The organism is Winogradskyella pacifica, assembly GCF_013403915.1.
GTDB lineage: Bacteria > Bacteroidota > Bacteroidia > Flavobacteriales > Flavobacteriaceae > Winogradskyella > Winogradskyella pacifica.
In genome coordinates this window covers 92,796-117,907 of sequence record NZ_JABFDI010000009.1, presented here as the reverse complement: position 1 = coordinate 117,907, position 25,112 = coordinate 92,796, and the positions used below count along the sequence as shown (strand labels likewise).

The window sequence follows — 25,112 nt, the reverse complement described above, 5'->3', positions numbered from 1 at the left end:
AAATTATGCGCTTTAGGGTCTGAAATCAAGGGTGAAAATGACCGAAATTTAAGCGGCATATTTACGTTTTCTTAAATAGTTAAATACAAAACCAAACAGTCCTAAAAGTATGAGTGGCAAAGCAATATTAATAAATTGCCATGTGGATTTATTATCTTTAATTTTTTCCGCATCTAAAAAAGCGACATTTATTTCTTTAGATCTTATGTTTATAAGTCCAGAATCGTCCAAGAGGTAATTCACCGAATTTAGCAGAAATTCTTTATTTCCGAATGATTTTCCGGTGAGTTGATCAAAGCCCAATTCTTGTGGTCTGTTTCTAATGACTTCATTTTTTATAAGGTCTCCATCAGAAATCACTACCATTTTAGTAGCAGTACTTTTAGATTTAAAGTTCTTCACCTTAAAAGGAAGAACACGCTGATCATATACCGAAGAAAATTCACCTTCTAAAAGCACAGCTAAATTTTGTGGGCCTAGACTGTAACTTTCTTCATTTGGTGAGTTAGTGACATTTGCTAATGAAATTGTAGTTGGTGCACCTTCTAGTTTTGATTTTGGTGAACTCTGTAATAAGATTGATTTTTTAATACCATTTTTTAATGTGTCAATCGGACTCGCAAAATCAAATTTTACTAAGTTTAAATTTTTAGTAATGGAATGATTAGGGTTGGATGCTGCCAAAGGCGAATATTGCCATTGTATAGGTTGCATTTGTGCTTGGCTGCCTTCTCCAATAGACAACATAATTGGAGCAGAATAGAGGTCTTTTACTAAAGTAGGATTGATTCTTACACCGTATTTGAAGAAGAAATCATTTAAATGTAAATCGCGCATAATTGAAACACCAGTACCAGCATCATTTAGCAAACTGTCCTTATCCATAACAACAGACTCAGTAAGCCATAGACTTTTACCCCCATTCATAGTATATTGATCTAAAACTAACTTTTCATTTTCAGTGAACGGAACACTTGGTTTTGCCGCAATAATTAAATCGTAGTATGTAAGATTATCTAAGGTGCCTTGTGGATTCGTAGCGACGCTATCTAAAGTAAATTGCGCTAAATTATAATACGGTTTTACAGTTTTTAGAAAATCAGCGATGTATAAATCATCTAATTCCCCGTTACCTTTTAAGATTGCAATCTTTTTAGCTTTTGCATTGACCAGTTTACTAAAACCGTCTGCGAATGCATATTCTAAAGCTTGTACCGAATTATTAATTTGTTCTTGTAAACCTTGCGTGATACTTTTTTTTAGAAGTGGAATTTTTAATGTTTGATCTTTATAACTCGCAAAAGCCCATGGGAAAATAATGTCTTGCGTGACTTTGCCTGTGCTGTTATCTGTGTTGATGTAGGGTTCTAGGCCAGCATTTGTAAGTTGTTCAATATATTGTTGGCGTGTGGTTTCATCTTCAACAGGATCAATATAATTGACAAATATTTGGTTAGATGCTAATTGAAATTCATCTACAATTTGTTTAACTTCAGTTTGAAGTAATCTGAATTCAGAAGGGAAATCACCTTCTAAAAAAACATCTATAATTAACGGAGAATCTAAGTCGCTGATTAATGATTTTGAAGCATCCGAAAGTGTGTAACGATGGTCTTTGGTTAGATCGAAACGTTGATATACAGAACTTGAAATCGCATTAACGATAACGAGTCCAACAATAATAACGACTATATATAGTATAGATTTATTCTTTTTCATTCTCAAAAGTTATTTCTTCTTGATAAGGCCTTACGGCAATGACTTTATCATCTTTAAACGTAATTTCTACACATTCTCTTTTATCGGTAAACGCACCGGGTTCTATACCAAGGCCATAATTCCACTTATTGGTGTCGTGAGTTTTTTTTGTGTCATCCCAAGTCAACCATTCTTCTTTTCCTAAAAGTGTGGTGATTTGTTCTTTTGAAGCAGTAATTAATGTGTCAGATTCAACTGTGTTATCAATCATTTCATAACGTAGAGAAGGACTTTCTGTCCAAGCCTCACTATCAAAATATTTTTGATAATGGTAGTTGCTTATAATATTTAAAAACGGATAAAACATAAAGAAAAACACAATAGGCGTTAATACTAAACTGATTAAGCCAGATAGCCATTTGCGTTTATCAACCGTGTTTAGAAACAAAAACAGTAGTATAAATACAATGAGTAAGAATATAATTAATAAAGGTGTAATTATCATGTTATTGTTTTTGGATTCTGAGTTTTGTAAATAGTAAAAAAGCGAAGGAGATGCTTATAAAATACACTAAATCTCTTGTGTCAATAACGCCGCGGCTCATACTATTATAATGTGCTGACATTCCTAGGTTTTCCATATAAACAAGGTTGTCTAAAATAGTATAGTTAGAAAGGCCTTCAAACCCAAAATAGAAAAAGAAACAGATAAAAACAGCAATAATAAAAGCCACAATCTGATTATCGGAAAGGGTAGAGGCAAAAACGCCAATCGCTGTATAAGCTCCTACTAAAAATAACAACCCAAAATAAGATCCAATAGTGCTACCCATATCGAGATTACCTTCAGGATTTCCTAATTGTGAAACGGTATAAACATATAATAAGGTTGGCACAAGCGCCATTAGGATAAGTGCAAAAGCACCAAGGTATTTTCCTAATACAATCTGAAAATGTGATATAGGCTTAGTAACCAATAATTCTAAAGTGCCTTGTTTCTTTTCATCACTAAAACTGCGCATGGTTACAGCAGGTACCAAAAAAATAAGAATCCAAGGTGCGAGTAAAAAGAAGGATGACAAACTCGCTAATCCATTATCTAAAATGTTGAATTCACCTTTAAAAACCCATAGAAATAAACCATTGAGTAATAAAAAGACGCCAATAACCAAATAACCGATTGGTGACGCGAAGAAGGTATTTATTTCTTTTTTTAAGATTGCTAGCATAGATTAGTATTCAGTGTTCAGTGTTCAGTGTTTAGTGTTCAGTGTTCAGTGTTCAGTGTTCAGTGTTCAGTGTTCAGTGTAAAGTGAAATGTTTGAATTATTTTAATTTACTTAGCGTTCTGTCCGTCCTATAACTCTTCTTTTTGAGCGACGTAATAGTTTGTTTTATAGTCTTAACTTTATTTTTTACTCAATTTAACTGCAAACTGAGACTGCCTACTCAAGCGAAGCGAGCTTATCCACACTCCAAGCTTCAGGTTTAGCATTAAACATTGGTTTTGTATTTGCCCAAACACCTTTAAACAAATCAGAATGTCGGTAATTATTTAAATCAGCTTCAGAATTCCAATAGCTATAGGTAAAAAAGATATTGGTTGTATTTTGATCGCGGTACAGTTCTAAAAAATTACAGCCTTCAAAATTTCGAATCTTGTCTTTAACGACTTCAAAGTTAGCCAAGAATTCTTCGATCTTAGACGGTTCAAAACTCATTTTTACAATTCTTACTAACAAAGCTTATGGGTTTAAGAAATTAACGGTTACGGTATCCATAGTTTTTAATCCCATTAAAGTAGAAGCACTACCAACGGTACTATTATTACTTTTATACACTGCAATTTCAATATAACCAGAGGAGTTAAAAACAACCAAACCTTTACCTTCTATATTGCGTTTAGACTCTTTTTGATCATCGTTTAAAATGTCGCTGTATTTATTAAATATGGTTTTAAATTTATGACTTCGAGCGGATATTTCGTATACTCTTCCTTGTTGAAGCGATTCAAAAAACTTCCGTTTAATATTAGTTACCACATTTCCATAATTATCGATATAGATCACACTACCAATAATTTGATTCTGCTCGTCGTTTACAAACGGTATTAAATTTTTAATTGGTTTAATACTGTTAATAACTTTTCCTATAACATCCAAAGTTCCTCCACGTGCAATATGGCAAGCGACTTTAACAAAAATATCTAAAACAGGGAAATTGGTTTCAACTCTATCGTGTATGTTAATCTCAACAATCTTTTCTGCAGCAATTTCTGCACAAATCATACTCATAATACCATTGTTAGCACATATAAAGTAATGGTTGTCTAATTTGATGGCAATGTGCTTGTTTTCAGGACTTAACTCGGAATCAATACCAATCATGTGAATCGTTCCTTTTGGAAAACTGCTATAGGCGTTCTGTATAATATATGCTGCTTCAGAAATGTTGAAAGGCGAAATAGAATGTGATATATCTACAATATTAATCTGTTCAAGCTCGCTATAAATAGATCCTTTTATGGCTCCTACAAAGTGGTCTTTCTCTCCAAAATCAGTCGTTAAAGTGATTATAGCCATGAATTGATTGTTGATATATTTTTAAGAATTATGGTTGTAAAATTATTAGCTTTGTGTGTATACAACAGAATTACAAAATTAATAAAAGAAAACATATTAACACACTAAATGTAGCTCGCTTTTGAATGAACTTATCCTAGAACTCGAAGAAATATCTCCAAAGGAATTCTTCGGAGCACAAAACGCTAATATTGAACTTCTTAAAAAGTATTTTCCTAAACTTAAAATAGTAGCCAGAGGTAATAAATTGAAGGCCTATGGTGATGAAGATTTACTTGAAGAGTTTGATCGCAGAATGACCATGTTGATGAAGCATTTTGCAAAGTACAACAAGCTCGATGAAAACGTTATTGAGCGTGTATTAACAAGTCAAAGTAGCGATGATTACTCAACGTCTGCTAAAAGTGATGAAGTGTTGGTACATGGTGTTGGCGGAAAACTTATTAAAGCACAAACGGCCAACCAACGCAAGCTGGTAGAAAGTATGCGAAATAATGATATGGTATTCGCCATTGGACCTGCCGGAACTGGTAAAACCTACACCGGAGTGGCTTTGGCTGTACAAGCTTTAAAACGCAAAGAAGTTAAGCGTATTATTTTAACGCGTCCTGCGGTTGAAGCTGGCGAAAACTTAGGGTTTTTACCAGGTGATTTAAAGGAAAAGTTAGATCCTTATATGCAACCGTTGTATGATGCTTTACGTGATATGATTCCGCATGAAAAGTTAGAAAGTTACATGGAGAAGGGCGTGATACAAATAGCTCCATTAGCATTTATGCGAGGACGTACTTTAGATAATGCCTTTGTGATTTTAGATGAAGGACAAAATACGACACATGCACAGATGAAAATGTTCTTAACCCGAATGGGAAAGAATGCAAAGTTCCTTTTAACAGGCGATCCAGGCCAAGTGGATTTACCACGTCGTACCATTTCAGGTTTAAAAGAAGCGCTTTTGGTATTGCAAAATGTAGAAGGTATTGGTATTATCTATTTAGATGATAAAGATGTCATTCGTCATAAGCTTGTTAAGAAAGTGATTGCAGCGTATAGAAGTATTGAAAATATAGAATAGTCAGGAAAGTGTTGTAAGTCAGGTTGTTATTGGGGTTTTGCTTTGAATTATATAAAATTAAAGCGAAATCATGTAAAATATTCAGACGTAAACCTGTTTAAATTTGTCGATATAATCAAAACTTAAACAACATGAAAAAAGTACTTTTAATTATCGGATTATCATTAGGATTATGTCCATTATTTGCTCAAGAAGAAGACATTGACCTTAATGCAGACAACTCTTGGCTAAAAGCTGGTTTAACGGCAGGGATACCAGTTGGAGATGCAGATGATGCGTCATCCTTTGCTTTAGGTTTAGATTTGAGAGGGCAATATTTATTCAATCCTAACTTAGGAGTTGGTTTAGCTTCTGGTTACACCAACTATTTTGGGAAAGATGATACTGATGATTTCGGAATCGTTCCACTAGCAGGATTCATTCGTTATTATTTTACGCCTGATGGTTTGTTCTTCGGAACCGATTTAGGATATGGTTTTTTAACCGGAATAGATGACAACGAAGGAGGACTTTATGTTAATCCACAAATAGGTTACCATAATCGTGATTGGAATATTTACGCTTACTATCAAAACACTTTTGCAGAGAACGACTTAGATGTTCAATCTGTAGGAATTGGAGCCACCTATAATATTAGGTTTAAATAAAAGAAAACATATAAAAGTTAAATTAAAGAGGAGAAAGTTTATTTCTCCTTTTTTTATTGAGTTTATTGTTTGGGCCAAGTAAAGAAATTACATTTGTAGTTCACAAATAAATGATGATTAAATGAGCACCATAGTAGATACCAATTTCAATTTTCCGAATCAGAAAAATATTTATAAAGGAAAAGTAAGAGAAGTCTATAATATTAATGATGAGCAATTGGTGATGGTTGCTACAGATCGTTTAAGTGCTTTTGATGTGGTGATGCCAAAAGGGATTCCGTATAAAGGTCAAATCTTAAATCAGATTGCCACTAAAATGATGAAGGAGACTGAAGATTTAGTGCCTAATTGGTTGGTCGCTACTCCAGATCCTAATGTGGCTGTTGGTCATTTGTGTGAGCCTTTTAAAGTTGAAATGGTAATCCGTGGTTATATGTCTGGCCATGCTGCTAGAGAATATAAAGCAGGAAAACGTATGCTATGCGGTGTTGCAATGCCTGAAGGCATGAAGGAAAATGATAAATTTCCTGAGCCAATCATCACACCAGCGACCAAAGCTGAAATGGGAGACCATGATGAGGATATCTCACGAGAAGATATTCTTAAAAAGGGAATCGTTTCAGAAGACGATTATATCGTTCTTGAAGATTATACGCGTAAATTATTTCAACGCGGAACAGAAATTGCTGCAGCTCGTGGATTAATTTTAGTAGACACAAAATACGAATTCGGGAAAACTAAAGACGGAAAAATTGTATTGATCGATGAAATTCATACACCAGATTCTTCACGTTATTTTTATGCAGATGGTTATGAAGAACGTCAAAATAGCGGTGAAGCACAAAAACAATTGTCTAAAGAATTTGTAAGACAATGGTTAATTGCTAACGACTTTCAAGGTTTAGAAGGGCAAACGGTTCCGGTAATGACTGATGATTATATTCAATCTGTTAGCGAACGCTATATTGAGTTGTATGAAAATATAACAGGAGATACGTTTGTAAAAGGTGATGTTTCCGATATTCAGAATCGTATTGAGAAGAATGTATTAGAATATTTAAAGTAACATAAGGCCGAAGCCTTGTATTGATTATAACCTTAACATTATTGTTTTAATGTAAGGTTATTTTCATTTATGACTAATTCTGAGTGGTTCCTTAGCGTCTGTAAGTGCTGCTCAACGTGATAAGCCGTCCACATTATAATTTCTCTAACAGGCATTTTTCCCATTAATGGATGTGGTAACACCACAGTATCTAAATTTGCATCGCTAATACGTCTCGTTTTATATTGTAGTTTTTTTGCTTCGGTTTGTAGTCTATTTAAAATATACTGTTTGTCTTCAAGCTTTGGGATTTTCATGTTGCGAGAACCTTTAAACGTTGTGCCCTTAGCATCTTTTAAGCGTTCGTTATAGCGTTTTGCAATAGCATCGTAAGATCTAACAGGTCTATTCGCTTTACCATATTTAAATCGTAGTAAGACTTTTGGCATACTTAAAGCATTGTTTAAAGGAATGATGCTTTGTAGTAAATGTAAGGTTTGCTGCCCTGTTGTCCATTTGCCTTCAGGACCTAGTGTCCAAGATTCGTCTGCTTGGTTTTGTAACCAAGTAATGAGCTCAGAATGCTTGGCGTCAATTAAATCGGCAATATCATCTTTATGCATTTGAAACTATTTAATAAAGAAAAGATAAGACTTTTTACTGAATAGTTTATCTGGTATAATTTAATTTTCACCAATCACCAATCACCAATCACCAATCACCAATCACCAATCACCAATCACCAATCACCAATCACCAATCACCAATCACCAATCACCAATCACCAATCACCAATCACCAATCACCAATCACCAATCACCAATCACCAATCACCAATCACCAATCACCAACAACTATTCGTCGACCTCTTTCTCTTGAATTATGATTTTATCTTTCTTAAAAATGGGCACTAAGTAAGATAGGTTAAATCCAAATCCACCACCAATTCGACTACTATCATAGGTTCTGTTGTAGCCAGGAATATAAAGATTCTCGTAATCATCGATTTCTTTTTCAGTAATTAAGACTTTCAGTTGAAAGTTGAATCCAGCAAAGAAATTATTAAAGAGTTCTGCTTTTAAACCAAATTGTAACTCTGTCCAAAGTGCCGTTAAGCCATTAAATTCCTTCGCTTCATTAACCGTAAAGCGATCGCCCCAATATTGATTATTAATATCGTAAACGGTATAGCTATTTCGCGTTTGATTGAATGAGCTTGCTCCAATACGGAATCCGACATAAACCATATTCTCCATATCTAGCCAGTTTTGATAGAAATTCATATCTAATCCGGCTTTAAAATAACTACCTTTTGTGGTATTGCTTAAGACTTCATTTTCGAGAATACGTTCTTCGTTTCCAATTTCACCAGCGATATAAATACGTTTGGTTAAACGGTAATCACCCATAATTTCAAAACCAGAATAGTCATCATCTAAAAACGTTCTTCCGAGTTTGCTTATATCAGCACCAAGTCTAAGACCGTATTTTTGCTTAAATACTAGTGTATCGTTGACTGTTTTTTTCTTTTCTTGCGCAAAAGCCATTGCAGAAAACAACAGCAATACGATTACACTTCTAGTGAAAGATGCGTACATGTGTTGTGTTTTCATTTTCTATAAGTGCTTGTGTGGTTTCTTCAATTTCTATATTGGTAATCCATTGGTCAGCGTCTGTTACTCTTGTAATTCCTAAAGACTTAAAATTACTAGAGTATCCACATGCTCTAGACACGTAGATAAATTCTGTATTATAAGAGATTTCTATAATATCTATATTTGAATTCGTTAAAGGATCATCATCTAGCCTAAGGTCGGTGTCTTTTTCTAAGATAAAACGTGTTGTTATAAGTTCTTGTTCTGCTCCAACTATAAGCGGTAATTCTACTGAATTTGCAATTTCGTTAAAGAGCAGCGTGGCATCCGAAGATACCGTTGGCTCAATAGGATTGCCATCACCATCTAATTCTAATAAACCATCTCCATATACTGTAATTCTAGATACATTTAATAATTCATCCGTATCAGAAGCATCGTAGAATTCTACTATTAATCTAGGTGTGGTCTGTGTAGTCGCAGGGCAAATGTCATCGCGTTCGCAATTAACAAGTGCTATAGCTATAAACAGGACTAAAAATTTTAAGTTTTTCATTTACTTTTTCTCAAATAACACAACCGTTTCAATATGTGCTGTATGCGGAAACTGATCTACCAAACTTAATTTTTTAATGGTGTAACCAGACTCCATTAATTGTTCTGTATCTCTGGCTTGTGTTGCAGGATTACAAGATACATAAACCAAACGTTCTGCATTTAGGTTTATTATTTTTTTAAGAGTTTTTGGTGCAATACCAGCCCTTGCAGGATCTAGAATAATGGTTCTAATTTTATTGGTGTATTCAGGATGTTCTGATAAGAATTTACCAACATCAGCTGCAAAGAATTTTAAACCTTCAATATTATTTCGTTTGGCATTTTCTTTTGCGTCTTCAATAGCAGCTGCTACAATATCAACTCCAACAATTTTAGTGTTTTCGGATTTGTTAGCTATAATTTGACCAATAGTTCCTGTTCCGCAGAATAAATCTAAGACAACCGTATTATCAATGGCATCTTTGTTTTCTAGAGCATAATCAACCACTTTAGAATATAACTTCTCAGCGCATTTAGGATTGGTTTGAAAAAAGCTTTTCATGCTGATTTCAAAATTTAAGCCTAATAATTCTTCAACAATTTTATCGTCTCCATATACTAAAGAAATACTTCCTGTTGTAGCAATTGTTCTATCTCCGGTTTCGTCGTTAATGGTATGTAGTAAACCAGCAACACGATCGCCAAATAACTCGACTAAATAATTCGCGAATTTATCTAAGTCAAACTCTGGTAAATCATGGGAGGTTGTGACTAAGTTGAAAAGTAATTGATTGGTTTTAAAAGATTTTCTAACGACAAAATATCTAAAAAAGCCTTCTCTTTTTGGAGGATGCCAAGGTGCTAATCCGGTGTCTACGCAATACGCTTTAATATCTTTTAATCGGTTTTCAAATTCAGCATCAAATAAACCAGAATCTTTTTTAAGATCGTCACCACACCACCATGTACCACGCTTTTTAAATCCTAATGTAAATTCGTCTACATCGGTTTTTAATTCGTGATTATAACCAATGGCAGAAAAACCATATTCCATTTTATTTCTATAATGAAACGTGTTTGGAGAGGTTACAAATTCGTCAAATTTATCTTCAATATCAGCAACTTTACCAATGCGCTTAAATAACTCTAAAGTACTTTGCTTTTTGTATTCGTGTTGCTTTTCTATTGGTAAGTTTATATATGGAGCGCCAGGAATAGTTTGGTAAGGCATGTCTATTTCATCTTCCGATGGTTTTAAGACTTCAAAAAGTTTACATTCGGCATACTTTTTACTCGTCTTTTTTACCTGTCCTTTAACCAACTGACCTGGTAACGTATTAGGAACAAAAACAACGAATTCTCCATGTTCATTTCTAATACGACCAATACCTTTGCCGCCAAAAGCATAGTCTTCAATTAAAATCTCAATGATTTCCCCGCGTCTTACAAATTTATTCCGTTCTCTTTTTGGCATTTCTTATAATAATTTGAGTGCAAAGATATTCTTATTTTATAAATAGTTAGACTGAATTAGGTCTGTAATGATTTAGATTAAGTTTAAACGATTTATTCTTTAAAAACTTTATGCATTGTGCTATTTAATACGTGCATGTAAAGATGTTGTACAGTCTTACCAAACGCAATAGGTGTGGTTATTAAGTAGTGTTGAAACAGACCTATTGAAATTGTTGTTTTGGATATAAGTAGATAAGAAAGTGATTTTACACGAAATAAAAAGGTTAGAGCTTCAAGTTTCATCATTGTCAGGAAAAATAACGGAGTAAGTTTTAAATCGAAAAGAATATTTATTAATTTGCACGTTCTTAGGGATGATTTCTCTCCCACGCTGCTTTTTCAATACGTTTGAAAGAATAAAGGTGATGAAGGAATGGATATTTTATTCATTTATTAAATTATTTTTAAAATGGCTGTTTTAGACCAATTAACATCGCAAGAAGCGATAGATTTAGAAAACAAATATGGTGCGCACAATTACCATCCACTACCTGTAGTATTAAGTAGAGGAGAAGGTGTATATGTTTGGGATGTAGAAGGTAAAAAATATTACGATTTCCTTTCTGCTTACTCTGCCGTAAACCAAGGGCATTGTCATCCTAAAATTGTTGCTGCCATGACTGAGCAAGCACAAACACTAACCTTAACATCAAGAGCTTTTTATAATGACATGTTAGGTAAGTATGAAAAATATGCTTCCGAAACATTTAATTTCGATAAGCTTTTACCTATGAATACAGGAGCCGAAGCTGTAGAAACCGCTTTGAAAATTTGTAGAAAATGGGCTTATGAAGTCAAAGGAATTGATGAAAATGAAGCTGAAATCGTTGTCTGTGAAAACAACTTCCACGGAAGAACGACAACTATTATTTCGTTTAGTAACGATCCTGTAGCGCGTAAAAACTTTGGACCTTATACGAATGGTTTCATAAAGATTGAATATAATAATTTAGAGGCTTTAGAGCAGACCTTGAAAAACAACCCTAATGTTGCTGGGTTTTTAGTAGAACCTATTCAAGGTGAAGCAGGAGTTTATGTTCCTACAGAAGGGTACTTATCAAAAGCAAAAGCAATTTGTGAAGCTCATAATGTTTTATTCATTGCAGATGAAGTACAAACAGGAATAGCAAGAACAGGTAAAATGTTAGCTGTAGACCATGAAAACGTAAAACCAGATATCTTAATCTTAGGAAAAGCGTTATCAGGTGGTGCTTATCCTGTGTCTGCTGTTTTAGCAGATGATAGCATTATGAATGTTATAAAACCAGGAAATCACGGAAGTACTTTTGGAGGAAATCCAATTGCAGCAGCAGTGGCTATTGCAGCTTTAGAAGTTGTAAAGAATGAAGATTTAGCAAATAATGCTCAAGTATTGGGTGAATTATTTAGAAGCGAATTATCTAAATTTATAGAAACAAGTTCTATTGTAAATTCAGTAAGAGGTAAAGGCTTATTGAACGCTATTTTAATAAACGATGACGAAGACAGCGATACTGCGTGGAATATTTGTTTAAAATTAAGAGATAACGGTTTGTTAGCAAAACCAACACATGGAAATATTATTCGTTTTGCTCCACCTTTAGTAATGACCAGAGAGCAATTATTAGATTGTGTGTCTATTATCACTAAGACTTTAAAAGAATTTGAAGTTTAGAACTTACTAGATAATAAGTATAAAAAAAGCGATTTTCTTAATTGAAAATCGCTTTTTAGTTATTTAGAACAGTATATAAAACCTATTGGTTTTGCATATTTTCCATTCTTTCCATTAGCATTTCAGGATCGCTTAAAGCATCCCATCCTACTTGACCAAGGAACCAAGCCATATAAGCTGCAAATAAAAGACCAAGAACTACACCTATAATTCCCATTATTTTTCCAGCTTTTACATTTCCATAGCCTAAATACTCTTCAGGGTTTTGTTTGTATAATTTTTCAGATTTACTCGCGATAATTATAGCAACAATACCAAAAATTATTCCGGGTAATCCATAACAGCAGCATCCTACTATTGATAAAATACCCATAATTAGTGCTAGGGTTGCATTTGGTAACATTTGTTTTTCCATTTGTGTTGATTTAATTAGTTAAAATGTTTGATTAAAAAGCTTACTACAATAATACTAATATTTAAGATAAAAAGCCCAAGAATTATTTTGTGCCCGTTTTTAAATTGAAATTTAAGGTGCAATAATAGAAAAGAAAACATTAAAATAAGTGAATAAATTGCAGGATACATATAAAAAGCAGCAACCAAATCACCACTTAAAATTAATGAAATAGAGCGTTGCATACCGCAACCCATACAATCTACATTAAACGTTTGTTTCCATAAACATGGTAACATATAATCATCGAGTCCTTTTGCGAGTATTAACATTTTGCTAAATTAACAATTTGCTAAAAACTATTGTTATTGCTATTACTATTTTTCTAAACCTTATTTTTGTGCCTGCTTTAAATATTTGAATGATGAATATATCTAGACTTATAAATTTTATCAGTATTGTGGTTGGTGGCTTAGTCGCTTTTTATGCACAAGCGCAGGAAGAACAGAACACTTATATCTTAATGGGTGGAGTTGTTTTATTAGTATTTGGTATTTATAGAACTTCTCGAAATATTCCTAGTAAGCACGATAATCTTGAGGAATCTTTTATTAAAACAGAAAAAGAAGATGAAGTTTAAAATAGGAGATACCGTAGAAACGATTGATGACGCTATTTATGGAGTCATCACAAAAATTTCAGGAGATACGATTTCTGTTGAAGACTCCGATGGTTTTGTTTTTCAGTTTGAAGCCAGAGAACTTATGTTAATGGCTTCTGGTAATAGTTTAGAAAATGCGGTTTACAACACCGATTTCGAAGCTGTAAAAAAAGAGAAAGCATCTAAAAAACGAAAGTCAGAACCTACAGTAAAACCAAAAGAGCGTCACGCTCCTAAATTTGAAGTAGATTTACATATTCACCATTTAACAAAATCGTCTCGAAGCATGTCTAATTATGATATGCTCAATCTTCAATTAGACACCGCTAGAGGTCAGTTAGAATTCGCCATGCGAAAACGAATTCCTAAAATTGTTTTTATACATGGAGTAGGAGAAGGCGTATTACGCCAAGAATTAGAAACGCTTTTTGGTCGCTATAATAACGTGAAATTTTATGATGCCGATTATAAAACCTACGGTTTAGGTGCTACAGAGGTTAGGATTCTTCAGAATATAGAACCTTAATTATCTTCAGGGGTAAAGTCGTCAATAACCGTTGTTAATGTACCAAGATTAATTTCTGTTGATCTAAATATCGTTAAATCTGTATCTTTTATAATGAAATCAGTTGTTACTGTTCTTGTGTATGTGTTCTCAAAAGCATTATAATCTTCAAAGTCATAGGTTGTATCTTCCAAAGGATTCAGGTACAGCAGTACTAAAACACCATTAACAGCTATACGATCATCTCCAGGACCATTTTCTCCATTGGCGTCTTCTAAGCGTGTAAGCACTCCATCCCCATCATCGTCATCATCTAAATAATCTGGGATACCATCTCCGTCTGTATCTAAAGGATTGGTTAAAGGGTTATCATCCCCGTCTTCATCCAATTCGTCAAGTTCATTTTCTGTTAATACATTATCACCATCATCATCGATATCGAGATAATCTGGTATGCCATCTCCGTCTGTATCTTGTGGGTTGTCTATACCGCCAGGGCCGTATTCATCAATACTAGGAACTCCATCATTATCATCATCTAATATAGTAGAGGTTATGTACACATCACCTGATAGTGCTTCATAATCTTCTCGTATCGTTAAATTTGCAGGAGGAACTACAGCGCAAAGATCGCTAGCACTTAATTCTCTATTATACGTTCTGTAAATAAAACGTGTGGTACTGGCGTTAATTGTTAATTGTGTCGGTACATCTAATGTTGTAGCTGATGAAAATAGCGCATCATTGATCGTATTCTTAGGGAAAATTAAAATAAGTGCTTCATTTGGATCATCTCGTGTATCATAAACAAGGTGGTAATCTTCAAAATTATCACATTGTGCCAAAATTTCATCAAACTCTAAATCTACAGTTAAGATATCACCATCATCGCAGGTGGTTAAAAAAGCAAAACAACATAGAATAAAAAAACGACGGATCATAGATTCAATTTTTAACAAAAATAACGGATTTGTAAAATTATAACGCTCCATTATCTAAATAATTTTATTTACAATATTTTTGCAAGACGAAATGGGCATGTTTAACATTTTATCATTTAAACTAATGATGAATACCCAACCGCATGTGTCCATAAAACTTCAATACCTATAAGCACATGAATTCAGTATATTTAGATAATGCAGCCACTACCGCTTTACGACCAGAAGTTGTTGAACGCATGACAAAAGTCTTAAACGAGAGTTATGGTAATGCTTCATCCACACACAGTTTTGGGCGCTCGTCAAAAGCGCTTTTAGAACAATGTAGAAAGAATATCGCTTCGTACTTTAATGTGTCTTCTTCAGAAATTGTATTTACATCTGGAGGCACAGAAGCTGATAATTTGGCGATGCGAAGTGCGGTAAGAGATTTAGGTGTTACAGATATTATTACAACGAAAATTGAGCATCATGCTGTTTTGCATACAGCCGAACAACTTCAAAAAGAATACAACATAGATATTCACTATGTAAATTTAGACGATTGTGGTGTCGTAGATTATCTGCATTTAGAGCAGCTATTACAATCTACAAATAAGCCACTCGTAAGTTTAATGCATATTAATAATGAGGTTGGCAATATTTTAGACTTAGCAAAAGTAGCGCAACTTTGTAAAACACATAACGGCTTGTTTCATTCAGATATGGTACAGTCTGTTGGGCATTACAAAATAGATTTAAAAGAAATCCAAATTGATTTTATGGCAGCAAGTGCACATAAATTTCATGGACCAAAAGGTGTTGGGTTTTGTTTTATACGAAAAGAATCGGGTTTAAAACCGTTAATTTTTGGTGGTGAACAAGAGCGTGGTTATAGGGCTGGTACAGAATCAACACACAATATTGTTGGTATGGATGAAGCTTTAAAAATAGCCTATGCTAATCTTGATGAGGATAAAAAATACGTTTCGGACTTAAAAGACTATTTCATTCAACAAATAAAGACACATTTACCTAACGCGAGTTTTAATGGTAGTTGCGAAACTGTTGAAAATAGTACGTACACGTTAGTTAATGTCTGTTTGCCAATTGCACCTGCAAAAGCTCCGATGTTACAGTTTCAACTCGATTTAAAAGGGATTGCATGCTCAAAAGGAAGTGCTTGCCAAAGCGGAAGTAGTCAACAATCGCATGTGTTATCCGAAATTTTAACTAATGATAAACTAAAACAACCTTCTGTGCGCTTTTCGTTCAGTATTTATAACACCAAAGACGAGTTAGATTATGTGATTTCTGTTTTGAAGAAATTTGTTAATTCTTAACAATTATCTTTTGCGATTTCGCTGTAGGGTTTGTGTCAGAAGATACGTTTACGACATAAACACCATCACTTAAGCGTAACGTCGATACGTTATATTCATCTTCGATGGCATCAAACTGGACTTGAATCATACGTTTACCAGTAACTTCATAAACCTCAATGCTCTTAATGTCTAAACCTTTAGGGTTTTGTACCGAAAGTTGGTGAAGCGTATTGTTTTGGTTTAGAGTTAGTGTGTTGGTATCAAATTCGTCAACACTTAAAGTTTGAGAGGTAAATACAATTTCAAAACGATCTGTATAGTTTCCAGGTTCAATATTTAATTCATAATCTAAATGCCTTAAATTAGTATAAGTGTCATTGTTATTATCATGAATATAAATGCCTTGAGAATCATCAAAATTCTGAATATCAAAAATTCTAAAACGCAGCGGCTGCTGTTGCTCAATATTAATGGCTACAGGAATTACTAAAGCTTCTTCAAAAGGAAATGCCTGACCAGAATACACCTTGTCCTCTAAAGAAAAATAGGCGTCTGAGTTATAACTTTCTGTTCGGATTAATTCTAACCCATAGTCAAATCCGGCAGTTGCAGAATCATGAAAATTTAAAATTAATTGTCTTGTGTATTGCGATTCTTCATCACTAAAATCGACATTAATTCTAAAACGTTTATAATCTTCAGGAATTATAGAAAGCCCATTAGTTTGATATTGAATTCCTGTGTTTTCAGCTGTACCATTATCATTACTATTTCTAAAGAAATAACTCTCACCATCCGATTCTTTTGCAAACGCACGATGCTCATTTTTTACATATACCGTTGCTGGAGCTTCTGGTGTACCAGCTATTCCTTCTACCATAAATCCTTGACCGATTGGTATGTAGCGTAAAGCTTGTTTTGTTCCAGAGCCTCCGGGAGGAGGTAAAGGATTTATGTTGTCTTGCTCATCGTATGTAAAGAAAACAGCAGGTGTGTTAGTGATAATTCCACCAAATTCATCTATGGTAAATAAAGAATACCCTCCAATATAATCTTGCAATACATGCGAAGGCACATTGCCATCTTGTTCCCAATATTGTAAAGTGCCATTAATTGATGCTTGGTTGGCTGGGTCATGAATAAACGCAGCAGAATCCATAGCACTAGGATACGGGTTACCAACTAAAGTATTTAAGCCATTAGCAACATCATTCGTAATAATACCATTGTTTGGTTTGCCTCTAAAATCATATACTTGACTTCCGGTTAAACCGGTTCCATTACCTTTCATAGTAAAACCAAGTCCTGGTTTAATATTTCCTGTAGCACCTACAAAAACCCAATCGAGATATTGATCAGACGTTTGATACGTCCATAACCAACGTTGGGCTATAGTTAATGGGCTAGAAGAGCCATCATAGCTAGACGTAAATAATGCCTCGGTACTAGATATTAATCCTGTAGCCTCATCAATTAAATTAACACGTGCATCTTCATTTCCAAAAGCGGCAGAATTATTTCCAACAGGTGAACACCAATAATTATAACTCCATTGGTTTACGGTTCCTGTTTGATAAACACTTAATTGCCCACTACCAGAATTACCTGTCGTCCCATCCCCTTGAAGTAGCTGCGCTTCGTCTCTTAGATAGATTTTAGAATCTACGTCATCAATATTTACATCATCAGTAACATAAACGTATTGATTTTTCACAAAGATATAAGCATCATTTTGTACACTAAGTTGGGCAAAAGATATGTAGGAGCAAAGTAGTAGTAATGAGTAGAGGGATCGTTTCATAATTCTTAAATTTTGAACTAAAGTTTAAAGATAGTAAAGTACCTAAATAAATTTAGCTAGTCAAAATTAGTTATATAAAATGGTCTCGCTTTGCTGAATTCATCCAAAAGCATACTCATTTCGCTCTAAAACAGGGATGTAATCTAAAAACGAGCAGACAGTCTCACGTTAAAGACACGTGGAGTTAGATAATTTGGAATCGCATATTGTTGCTTGCTATAAACATCCCTAACCCAAGTATTGGTAATAGAGTTTTGGTTGTTAAACATGTTATAGATTTCAAAACCGATAGACAATTCTCTAAAGGATTCTTTCCATTTTGAATTGTATGTCTTTTCAGGATTAACCACTTGGTATGAAATTCCTAAATCGGCACGTCTATAATCACGTAGTCTCAATTGGTAATTATAAGGATCTGCATAACTTGGAGAACCACCAGGAACACCTGTGTTATACACTAAATTCAAATACATTTTTAAATCTGGCATATTAGGCACGTAATCTTGAAATAACGCACCAAATTTTAAACGTTGATCTGTTGGCCGTGCAATATAGCCACGGTCGTCAATGTTTTCTTCGGTTTTTAAATAACCAAAACTAAACCACGATTCTGTACCTGGTACAAATTCGCCATTAAGCCTTAAATCCAAACCATAAGCATAAGCTTCTGCATTGTTATCTGCACTGTAACGAATTCTAACATTTTCTAATGTGTAAGGATTAACATCAGTCATGCCTTTATAATAAGCTTCGGTAACTAGTTTAAATGGTCGGTCCCATATTTCGAAACTATATTCGTTTCCTAACACCACATGAAATGATTTTTGTGCTTTTACGTTGGGGTTTACAACACCTTCAGAATCTCTCAACTCTCTATAAAAAGGAGGTTGATAATACAAACCTGCCGCCACTCTAAAGAGCATGTCTTTTTCCCAACTAGGTTTAATAGCAAACTGTCCTCTAGGACTAATAACGGTTTGTGTTTTATTATCTGTAATGCCATCGCCACTGACATTCCAAGTATGTGTTCTTACACCAGCGTTATAAAATACCTCGTTGCCATTCCAATCTGTTCGTTTGCTGTATTGCACAAAAGCTTGAAATCTATTAATTTGTATGCGATTTGTTGCTCTAGTATCTTCAAATGCAACTAGTGGTCCAGAAAAAGGAGTATAAGGTTGTGGATTGGTTTGGCTAAATATTGGAGGTCTAATTGAAAAACCAGCAGAATCAATAACTTCATATTCTACTAAACGATCTCTAATATCTTCATTAGTGTATTTTACTGACCATTCTACAGTACTTTCGTCATCAATTTTATAATCACCTCGGTGTTCTGCATTTACAATGAACGCATCTAAATCGTTACGTGCATGTGTTAATTGCGAACCAATACCTTCACTAAATTCGACGTCTCCTAAATTTTCATCTCCAATATTTGTGTTGACTTCGCCTAAACGGTATTGTGCCAAGATGTCGAAGTATTCTTGTTCTGTGGTATGATAAGCGGAAGCAACGAGTTTAAGCGTTAAATCATCACTAGCAAAATAATTAGCTTTAAAAGCCCCAAAATAAGTTTGGTATTGATCTTTTTCTTGACCGTCATAAAACACTAATAGAGCCACCGGATCTTGTAAGGTTCCAAAATTAGTTTGTCTGTTTTCGGGTTGAAAATTGTATTTGTTTGAAGAGATATTTCCTAAAAAGTTTAAATGAAATTTACTCGAAAAACGATACGTTAAATAGGTTTGTGCATCTGCAAAGACAGGTTCTACATTGCCTTCTGTTTCAAGACTATTTAATAATAAACTATTATCTCTATAACGTACACCCGCAATACCAGAAAACTTACCATCTTTCGAAACGGTTTCAGCAGTAAGACTTCCTCCAAGTAAACTTAAATCCGCGCGTATACCAAAGTCAACAGGGTTTCTATAAGTGATATCTAAAACAGATGATAATTTATCTCCATACTTCGCTTGAAATCCCCCAGCCGAAAAATCGACATTATGAACCATGTCGGTATTTACAAAACTCAAACCTTCTTGATTTCCAGAACGAATTAAAAACGGTCTATACACTTCAATTTCGTTAACATAAACTAGGTTTTCGTCAAAATTTCCGCCTCTTACAGAGTATTGTGTACTTAACTCATTAGAAATGTTAACTCCCGGTAATGTTTTTAAAATGTTCTCAACGCCAGGTTGTGCTCCTTTAATTGTTCTAATCATTTGCGGAGAAATGGAGGTGACTCCATCAACCGATTGTCTGGTGTTTGTATTGATAATTACAGTGGCAATTTGTTCAACTTCAATTAACATTACGGGGTTGTATTCAATCTCCTGTCCGTTTTTTAAGTCAAATTTCTGTTCTACACGCTTGTGAGAAACGTGAGTAAAAATTACGGTGACTTCAACTCCAAAAGGAATTTTAAGTTCGTAAAAACCATTATTGTTGGTGGAAGTGCCTTCTCCATTACTAGTTGTAATGTTTACACCTTCGATAGGTAAGTTACCTTCATCTAATATAACACCTCTAATAATTGCGGATTGTGAAAAGGAAAGCATACTAAACAGTAAGCTTATTAAGACTATAAAATGTAAGCGTTTCAAATGGTTATAATTTTTTTAGTTAAGTTGAAATTAGAGATTATATTTCAATCTTATATATTATGGTTGTTATTATATTTTTTTTTGTCCTAAAAAAACACCCCTCTAAAGTCACCTTAAGAGGACATATTAGAGAAGAAATCTTACTAGAATATAATTTTATTTTTATTAAAAATCTAAATCTGAATTTTAACAGGAACACCATGCGTCTTACTTCTTAATTCTAGAAGTAAAGTGGTCTTAAATCTATTTTTCATCTATTTTCTAAAAAACGTTGCTTCAAATGTAGAACTATTTCCCACATTATCTGTTACAATTATTTTTAATTCGTTTCTGGTATCTTTAACGATATTATCATTAAAATCGTGTGTAAGTGTGTTTGTTTTGTAATCATATTCCATTAAAATCCACTGACCATTAACTGTTGCTCTGTATTTACTAATACCTGTAAGTTTATCATCAATCTTAAGTTCTAGATAACGATAATTGCTTATCCATTTTTTATCCGTAAAGTTAATAGGTGTTATTGTTGGCGGTTCGGTGTCTATGGCTAAGGCATAAGTTCCTAAAGCTTTACTTCCTGCTGATAAGGTGTTACCTTTTCTTGAGGTAGACACATAATATGGCTTTTTGTAACTACCATAAAACCTAGCAATATAAAGTTTGTCTTGGTGCTCTGTCTTATAATTACTTAAATCGTAATTAATATAAAAGTTTTTCTGCATAGCAATGTTGTCATCACCAAGGAAAAGGGTGTCAGAACTCACTCTAAAATCAATATAAGAATCATCATATACCGTATTTTGATAAAAATCTACAGTAATGTTTCCTGAGGTTAATTTAGTATTGCTATCACTGCTAACCAATGATTTTTTAGATACATCCGAGACACTGTCTTTCTTAATCGTTTCAAGTTTTCCGTCTATGGGTATCACTACCCAAGCTTCATTTTGGTGGTAATCTCTTATTCTTACTTTATATACAGATGAGGTGCTGTCTTTTACTTCAACATACCCGTTATCATAAGCATCTTTATAAATGCTTAGCGGATTATTTTTTTCAATAAAAAGTTTCTGAATTTTAGCTTTCTTTCGCACATAATACTCGTAATCCACCATACGTTTAATATGTTTGGTTTCATCAAAGCTAATGCGTTTAAAATCTATTTCTAAACTTTTATTTCCATTAAAGAACGTTTGAATATTACTAACACCATTATTGTTTGGTGCTAAATCTTGTTTATCAAAAGAAATCACTCCAAAACCAACATTACCATAAGCGGATATTTTCTCTACAGCATAATCTCCTGTTTTTTGAGGGATTAATCGTAAAGGAACGCGCTCGTTTTTTCCATTGATGATAGCATTTTTATCTTTAGGATAGGCAAAAACACCAGAAATGTAAGGAGCCTTAGAGTCTTTAACTTCCATACCAAATAATAATGGATTCATTGGACGTTCTTCATTGTCTCTTATTTCAAAATGGAGGTGAGGTCCACCAGAACTACCCGTATTACCAGAAAATGCAATGACTTCATCTGGCGAAATTAAAAGTTCTTCAGTATGAGGAAATACTTCGACCTCAAAACTTTCTTTATCATACTGACATTGTTTTATATAATCTTCTAAACGTTTTGAGAAAGCCTTAAGATGGCCGTAAACTGTAGTGTAACCATTTGGGTGTGTAATATAGATGGCTTTTCCGTAGCCAAAATGAGAAATCTTAATCCGACTTATATAGCCTTCAGCGGCAGCATAAACTTTTAAACCTTGTCTTTGTTGTGTTTTTATATCTAATCCACCATGAAAATGTGTAGATCGTAATTCTCCAAATGTGCCAGAAAGTACTAATGGAATATCTAAGGGATGCCTAAAATAATCTTGAGGATATTCGGATTGTCCATGTAGTGAACATGTTATTAAAAAAAGGGCCAAAAATTGTTTCATAAAATCAACTATTACAGCTAAAATATCAATTTGATTACGATTTGCAAATTCTAAAACCGTATTATTTTTATTAACGGTTTAATTTCGTTGAACTTATAATATTAAAAAATAAACGTAAAAGAATTGTATTTTTTCATTAGGTATGTTAACTTTGTTTCAATAGTATTGAATTGCTTTAATGAGTAAAATAGAAGACATTGTTGATGCGTTAGAGAATAAAATCAGTAAGATTTTACACAAGCAGGAGGTTTTAAAACAAACGAATGCTAAACTCTCAGATCAATTAGAACAGCAACAACAAAGGCTTCTAGAACAGCAAGAAGAAATTTCTGCTTGGGTAGAAAAACATGATACACTCAAAATGGCAAATTCAATGCTTGGTAGTGACGAAAATAAACGAGAAACGAAGCTCAAAATAAATGCACTTATTAGAGATATTGACCATTGTATTGGACAATTATCAGAATAATATTGTAAATTTAGATTATAATGTCAGAACAATTAAAAATTAAACTTTCTATAGCAAATAGAGTTTATCCGTTAACGATAAACCCAAGCCAAGAGGAAGGTTTACGTAAAGCCACAAAAAAGATTGAGGCTATGATTGGACAATTTGAGCAGAATTATTCTGTAAGAGATAAGCAAGATGTTTTGGCCATGTGTGCCTTGCAATTTGCCGCTCAAGTAGAGCAAAAGTCAATAGATAAAGAGTATGTAAATGAAGAAGTACAGGAAAAGCTTGAAGCTTTAAATGAACTTTTAAATCAACATATTTAACTCGTACGTTCTTTTAAATACATAAGGTTACTGCCTACATTAGTTACATTTTTTGATAAACTCAACGATCAATTCTTTAAAAAGGGTGAGTTTAAGTTGTAAAATCGTGCTGTTAGTGCTGAACTCGTTTCAGTATCTTAGACAGATTTTTGATCAGCTTGTTAGCCCTAAACTTGTTTTTAAGGAGTTTATACAAAACCGATAACTGATGTAGGCTTTTTTTATACACTAAACTAAATAATGAACATGGACACTAACACAATTATATATATTGTTGGAGGAGTAATATTAGGAGTAATACTAGGATATATAATCGCTAAATCTTTAGAAAAAGGAAAAGCTTCAAAAATAATTGAAAATGCAGAACGAGAATCTCAATCGCTTTTAAAACAAGCAAAATCAGATGGAGAATCTCTAAAAAAAGATAAAATACTACAGGCTAAAGAAAAATTTATTGAGTTAAAATCAGAACACGAAAAGGTGATTTTATCTCGTGATAAAAAAATGGCTGAAGCTGAAAAGCGTATTAGAGATAAAGAATCTCATGTGTCTAACGAACTGAGTAAGTCAAAGAAGTCTAATCAATCGCTTGAGGATAAAATTAAGGATTATGATTTTAGATTAGAATTCTTAGACAAGAAACAAGAGGAAATTGAAAAGGCGCACAAGAACCAAATAAAACAATTGGAAGTCATTTCTTCATTATCTGCTGAAGAGGCTAAAAGTCAATTAGTAGAATCGCTTAAAGAAGAAGCCAAAACGGATGCGATGGCTTTTATACAAGGCCACGTAGAAGAGGCGAAATTAACAGCGCAGCAAGAAGCTAAGAAAATTATAATTAACACTATTCAGCGTATCGGAACAGAAGAAGCAGTAGATAACTGTGTGTCTGTTTTTAATATTGAATCGGATGACGTTAAAGGTAGAATTATTGGTAGAGAAGGCCGAAATATTAGAGCTATTGAAGCTGCAACAGGTGTAGAGATTATTGTAGATGATACACCAGAAGCGATTATCTTATCTTGTTTTGATTCTGTAAGACGTGAAATAGCACGTTTATCATTACACAAATTGGTAACTGATGGAAGAATACATCCTGCAAGAATTGAAGAGATTGTAAAGAAAACCGAAAAGCAAATTGAGCAAGAAATTATAGAAGTAGGTAAACGTACAGTTATCGATTTAGGAATTCATGGTTTACACCCTGAGTTAATTAAAATGGTAGGGCGTATGAAATACCGTTCATCTTACGGACAAAACTTACTACAACACTCGCGTGAAGTTGCTAAACTTTGTGGTGTAATGGCTGCAGAATTAGGCTTAAATCCTAAGTTAGCTAAACGTGCAGGATTATTACACGATATCGGAAAAGTACCATCATCTGAAATAGATGTTGAAACTCCACACGCTATCCTAGGTATGCAATGGGCGGAGAAACATGGTGAAAAACCAGAGGTTTGTAATGCTATTGGAGCTCACCACGATGAAATTGAAATGACAACATTGTTGGCGCCAATTATTCAAGTATGTGATGCTATCTCTGGTGCAAGGCCAGGTGCAAGACGCCAAGTTTTAGATTCTTACATACAACGTTTAAAGGATTTAGAAGATGTTGCCTTTGGGTTTACAGGTGTAAAGAAAGCTTATGCAATACAAGCAGGTAGAGAGTTACGTGTTATTGTAGAAAGCGAAAAAGTAACTGATGAGAGAGCGGCAAGTTTATCATTTGAGATTTCTCAAAAGATTCAAACAGATATGACGTATCCAGGTCAAGTAAAGGTTACAGTGATTAGAGAAACTAGAGCAGTGAATATTGCTAAATAGTA

General features: G+C 33.8%; 25 protein-coding genes, 1 other RNA gene and 1 pseudogene. 12 read left to right on the top strand and 15 right to left on the bottom strand.

Annotated elements, in window-relative coordinates; translation table 11 throughout:
- Positions 1-48: 48 nt before the first annotated feature.
- The 5 genes from gldG to HM984_RS09895 form a co-directional block, all read right to left on the bottom strand.
- Positions 49-1,719 (bottom strand): gliding motility-associated ABC transporter substrate-binding protein GldG, encoded by a 1,671-nt coding sequence (gene gldG, locus HM984_RS09915; RefSeq protein ID WP_179349048.1) that lies wholly within the window; start codon positions 1,717-1,719, stop codon positions 49-51.
- Positions 1,706-2,203, bottom strand: a complete 498-nt coding sequence (locus HM984_RS09910) for a hypothetical protein (RefSeq protein WP_179349047.1) — start codon at positions 2,201-2,203, stop codon at positions 1,706-1,708. The genes gldG and HM984_RS09910 overlap by 14 nt, the downstream gene beginning before the upstream one ends.
- Position 2,204: 1 nt before the next feature.
- Positions 2,205-2,927, bottom strand: coding sequence for a gliding motility-associated ABC transporter permease subunit GldF (gene gldF / locus HM984_RS09905; RefSeq protein WP_179349046.1), 723 nt, complete (start codon positions 2,925-2,927; stop codon positions 2,205-2,207).
- A gap of 216 nt (positions 2,928-3,143) precedes the next feature.
- Positions 3,144-3,440 (bottom strand): putative quinol monooxygenase, encoded by a 297-nt coding sequence (locus HM984_RS09900; RefSeq protein ID WP_115808506.1) that lies wholly within the window; start codon positions 3,438-3,440, stop codon positions 3,144-3,146.
- Positions 3,441-3,443: 3 nt separating this feature from the next.
- Positions 3,444-4,280: an SAM hydrolase/SAM-dependent halogenase family protein gene (locus tag HM984_RS09895; RefSeq protein ID WP_179349045.1), complete on the bottom strand. Its 837-nt coding sequence runs from the start codon at positions 4,278-4,280 to the stop codon at positions 3,444-3,446.
- A 121-nt stretch (positions 4,281-4,401) separates the two neighbouring features.
- On the opposite strand from HM984_RS09895, the gene HM984_RS09890 reads away from it, so the two are divergent.
- From HM984_RS09890 to HM984_RS09880, 3 genes are all read left to right on the top strand, one after another.
- The gene (locus HM984_RS09890; RefSeq protein WP_115808508.1) at positions 4,402-5,355 is read left to right on the top strand and encodes a PhoH family protein; all 954 of its coding nucleotides are present in this window, start codon (positions 4,402-4,404) and stop codon (positions 5,353-5,355) included.
- Positions 5,356-5,486: 131 nt separating this feature from the next.
- The gene (locus HM984_RS09885; RefSeq protein ID WP_179349044.1) at positions 5,487-6,002 is read left to right on the top strand and encodes a hypothetical protein; all 516 of its coding nucleotides are present in this window, start codon (positions 5,487-5,489) and stop codon (positions 6,000-6,002) included.
- Between the two features lie 121 nt (positions 6,003-6,123).
- Positions 6,124-7,068 (top strand): phosphoribosylaminoimidazolesuccinocarboxamide synthase, encoded by a 945-nt coding sequence (locus HM984_RS09880; RefSeq protein ID WP_179349043.1) that lies wholly within the window; start codon positions 6,124-6,126, stop codon positions 7,066-7,068.
- A gap of 38 nt (positions 7,069-7,106) precedes the next feature.
- On the opposite strand, the gene HM984_RS09875 is transcribed toward HM984_RS09880, so the two are convergent.
- The 4 genes from HM984_RS09875 to rlmD all read right to left on the bottom strand — a co-directional run bounded on the left by HM984_RS09875 (position 7,107) and on the right by rlmD (position 10,653).
- Positions 7,107-7,670, bottom strand: coding sequence for a DinB family protein (locus tag HM984_RS09875; RefSeq protein WP_179349042.1), 564 nt, complete (start codon positions 7,668-7,670; stop codon positions 7,107-7,109).
- Positions 7,671-7,901: 231 nt separating this feature from the next.
- Entirely contained in the window at positions 7,902-8,645 is a 744-nt protein-coding gene (locus tag HM984_RS09870; protein ID WP_220347452.1) for a DUF6048 family protein, read from the bottom strand.
- A complete protein-coding gene (locus tag HM984_RS09865; RefSeq protein ID WP_179349041.1) occupies positions 8,626-9,198 on the bottom strand; it encodes a DUF6452 family protein in 573 nt (190 codons plus the stop codon). The genes HM984_RS09870 and HM984_RS09865 overlap by 20 nt, the downstream gene beginning before the upstream one ends.
- Entirely contained in the window at positions 9,199-10,653 is a 1,455-nt protein-coding gene (gene rlmD, locus HM984_RS09860) for a 23S rRNA (uracil(1939)-C(5))-methyltransferase RlmD (RefSeq protein WP_179349040.1), read from the bottom strand.
- 238 nt (positions 10,654-10,891) lie between these two features.
- On the opposite strand from rlmD, the pseudogene HM984_RS17750 reads away from it, so the two are divergent.
- Positions 10,892-10,963 (top strand): annotated as a pseudogene (locus tag HM984_RS17750) (DUF6768 family protein); the annotation flags it as partial.
- Between the two features lie 140 nt (positions 10,964-11,103).
- Positions 11,104-12,348, top strand: a complete 1,245-nt coding sequence (gene rocD / locus HM984_RS09855) for an ornithine--oxo-acid transaminase (protein WP_179349039.1) — start codon at positions 11,104-11,106, stop codon at positions 12,346-12,348.
- 82 nt (positions 12,349-12,430) lie between these two features.
- Here rocD and HM984_RS09850 read toward each other — a convergent pair whose 3' ends face one another.
- Positions 12,431-12,763 (bottom strand): CCC motif membrane protein, encoded by a 333-nt coding sequence (locus tag HM984_RS09850; protein ID WP_115808517.1) that lies wholly within the window; start codon positions 12,761-12,763, stop codon positions 12,431-12,433.
- Positions 12,764-12,777: 14 nt separating this feature from the next.
- Positions 12,778-13,074 carry a DUF2752 domain-containing protein gene (locus tag HM984_RS09845; RefSeq protein ID WP_115808518.1) on the bottom strand — a complete coding sequence of 99 codons (297 nt, stop codon included), beginning with the start codon at positions 13,072-13,074 and terminating at the stop codon, positions 12,778-12,780.
- Between the two features lie 92 nt (positions 13,075-13,166).
- Between HM984_RS09845 and HM984_RS09840 the strand changes: the two genes are divergently transcribed.
- The gene (locus HM984_RS09840) at positions 13,167-13,382 is read left to right on the top strand and encodes a hypothetical protein (RefSeq protein ID WP_115808519.1); all 216 of its coding nucleotides are present in this window, start codon (positions 13,167-13,169) and stop codon (positions 13,380-13,382) included.
- Complete coding sequence (locus tag HM984_RS09835) at positions 13,372-13,929, top strand: DUF8465 domain-containing protein (protein WP_115808520.1); 558 nt, start codon at positions 13,372-13,374, stop codon at positions 13,927-13,929. Before HM984_RS09840 ends, HM984_RS09835 begins: the two co-directional genes overlap by 11 nt.
- Here the strand turns inward: HM984_RS09835 and HM984_RS09830 are convergent.
- Positions 13,926-14,900: a hypothetical protein gene (locus HM984_RS09830; protein WP_115808521.1), complete on the bottom strand. Its 975-nt coding sequence runs from the start codon at positions 14,898-14,900 to the stop codon at positions 13,926-13,928. The two genes, HM984_RS09835 and HM984_RS09830, sit on opposite strands and share 4 nt — an antisense overlap.
- Positions 14,901-15,025: 125 nt before the next feature.
- Here HM984_RS09830 and HM984_RS09825 point away from each other — a divergent pair, with 125 nt between their 5' ends.
- Positions 15,026-16,171 carry a cysteine desulfurase family protein gene (locus HM984_RS09825; protein ID WP_179349038.1) on the top strand — a complete coding sequence of 382 codons (1,146 nt, stop codon included), beginning with the start codon at positions 15,026-15,028 and terminating at the stop codon, positions 16,169-16,171.
- Here the strand turns inward: HM984_RS09825 and HM984_RS09820 are convergent.
- The 3 genes from HM984_RS09820 to HM984_RS09810 all read right to left on the bottom strand — a co-directional run bounded on the left by HM984_RS09820 (position 16,161) and on the right by HM984_RS09810 (position 22,509).
- On the bottom strand, positions 16,161-17,954 hold the full coding sequence (locus HM984_RS09820; RefSeq protein WP_179349037.1) for a T9SS type A sorting domain-containing protein: 1,794 nt from the start codon (positions 17,952-17,954) through the stop codon (positions 16,161-16,163). The two genes, HM984_RS09825 and HM984_RS09820, sit on opposite strands and share 11 nt — an antisense overlap.
- Before the next feature lie 143 nt (positions 17,955-18,097).
- Positions 18,098-20,521, bottom strand: a complete 2,424-nt coding sequence (locus HM984_RS09815) for a TonB-dependent receptor (RefSeq protein WP_115808524.1) — start codon at positions 20,519-20,521, stop codon at positions 18,098-18,100.
- A 299-nt stretch (positions 20,522-20,820) separates the two neighbouring features.
- Complete coding sequence (locus tag HM984_RS09810) at positions 20,821-22,509, bottom strand: M23 family metallopeptidase (RefSeq protein WP_179349036.1); 1,689 nt, start codon at positions 22,507-22,509, stop codon at positions 20,821-20,823.
- A 178-nt stretch (positions 22,510-22,687) separates the two neighbouring features.
- Here HM984_RS09810 and HM984_RS09805 point away from each other — a divergent pair, with 178 nt between their 5' ends.
- The 4 genes from HM984_RS09805 (at position 22,688) to rny (ending at position 25,110) form a co-directional block, all read left to right on the top strand.
- Positions 22,688-22,978, top strand: coding sequence for a coiled-coil domain-containing protein (locus tag HM984_RS09805; RefSeq protein WP_020897947.1), 291 nt, complete (start codon positions 22,688-22,690; stop codon positions 22,976-22,978).
- Positions 22,979-22,998: 20 nt separating this feature from the next.
- Positions 22,999-23,286, top strand: coding sequence for a cell division protein ZapA (locus tag HM984_RS09800; RefSeq protein WP_020897946.1), 288 nt, complete (start codon positions 22,999-23,001; stop codon positions 23,284-23,286).
- A gap of 59 nt (positions 23,287-23,345) precedes the next feature.
- A non-coding RNA gene (ssrS, locus tag HM984_RS09795) (6S RNA) lies at positions 23,346-23,476 on the top strand.
- A 56-nt stretch (positions 23,477-23,532) separates the two neighbouring features.
- Positions 23,533-25,110 carry a ribonuclease Y gene (gene rny / locus HM984_RS09790; protein WP_115808526.1) on the top strand — a complete coding sequence of 526 codons (1,578 nt, stop codon included), beginning with the start codon at positions 23,533-23,535 and terminating at the stop codon, positions 25,108-25,110.
- Positions 25,111-25,112 lie beyond the last annotated feature (2 nt).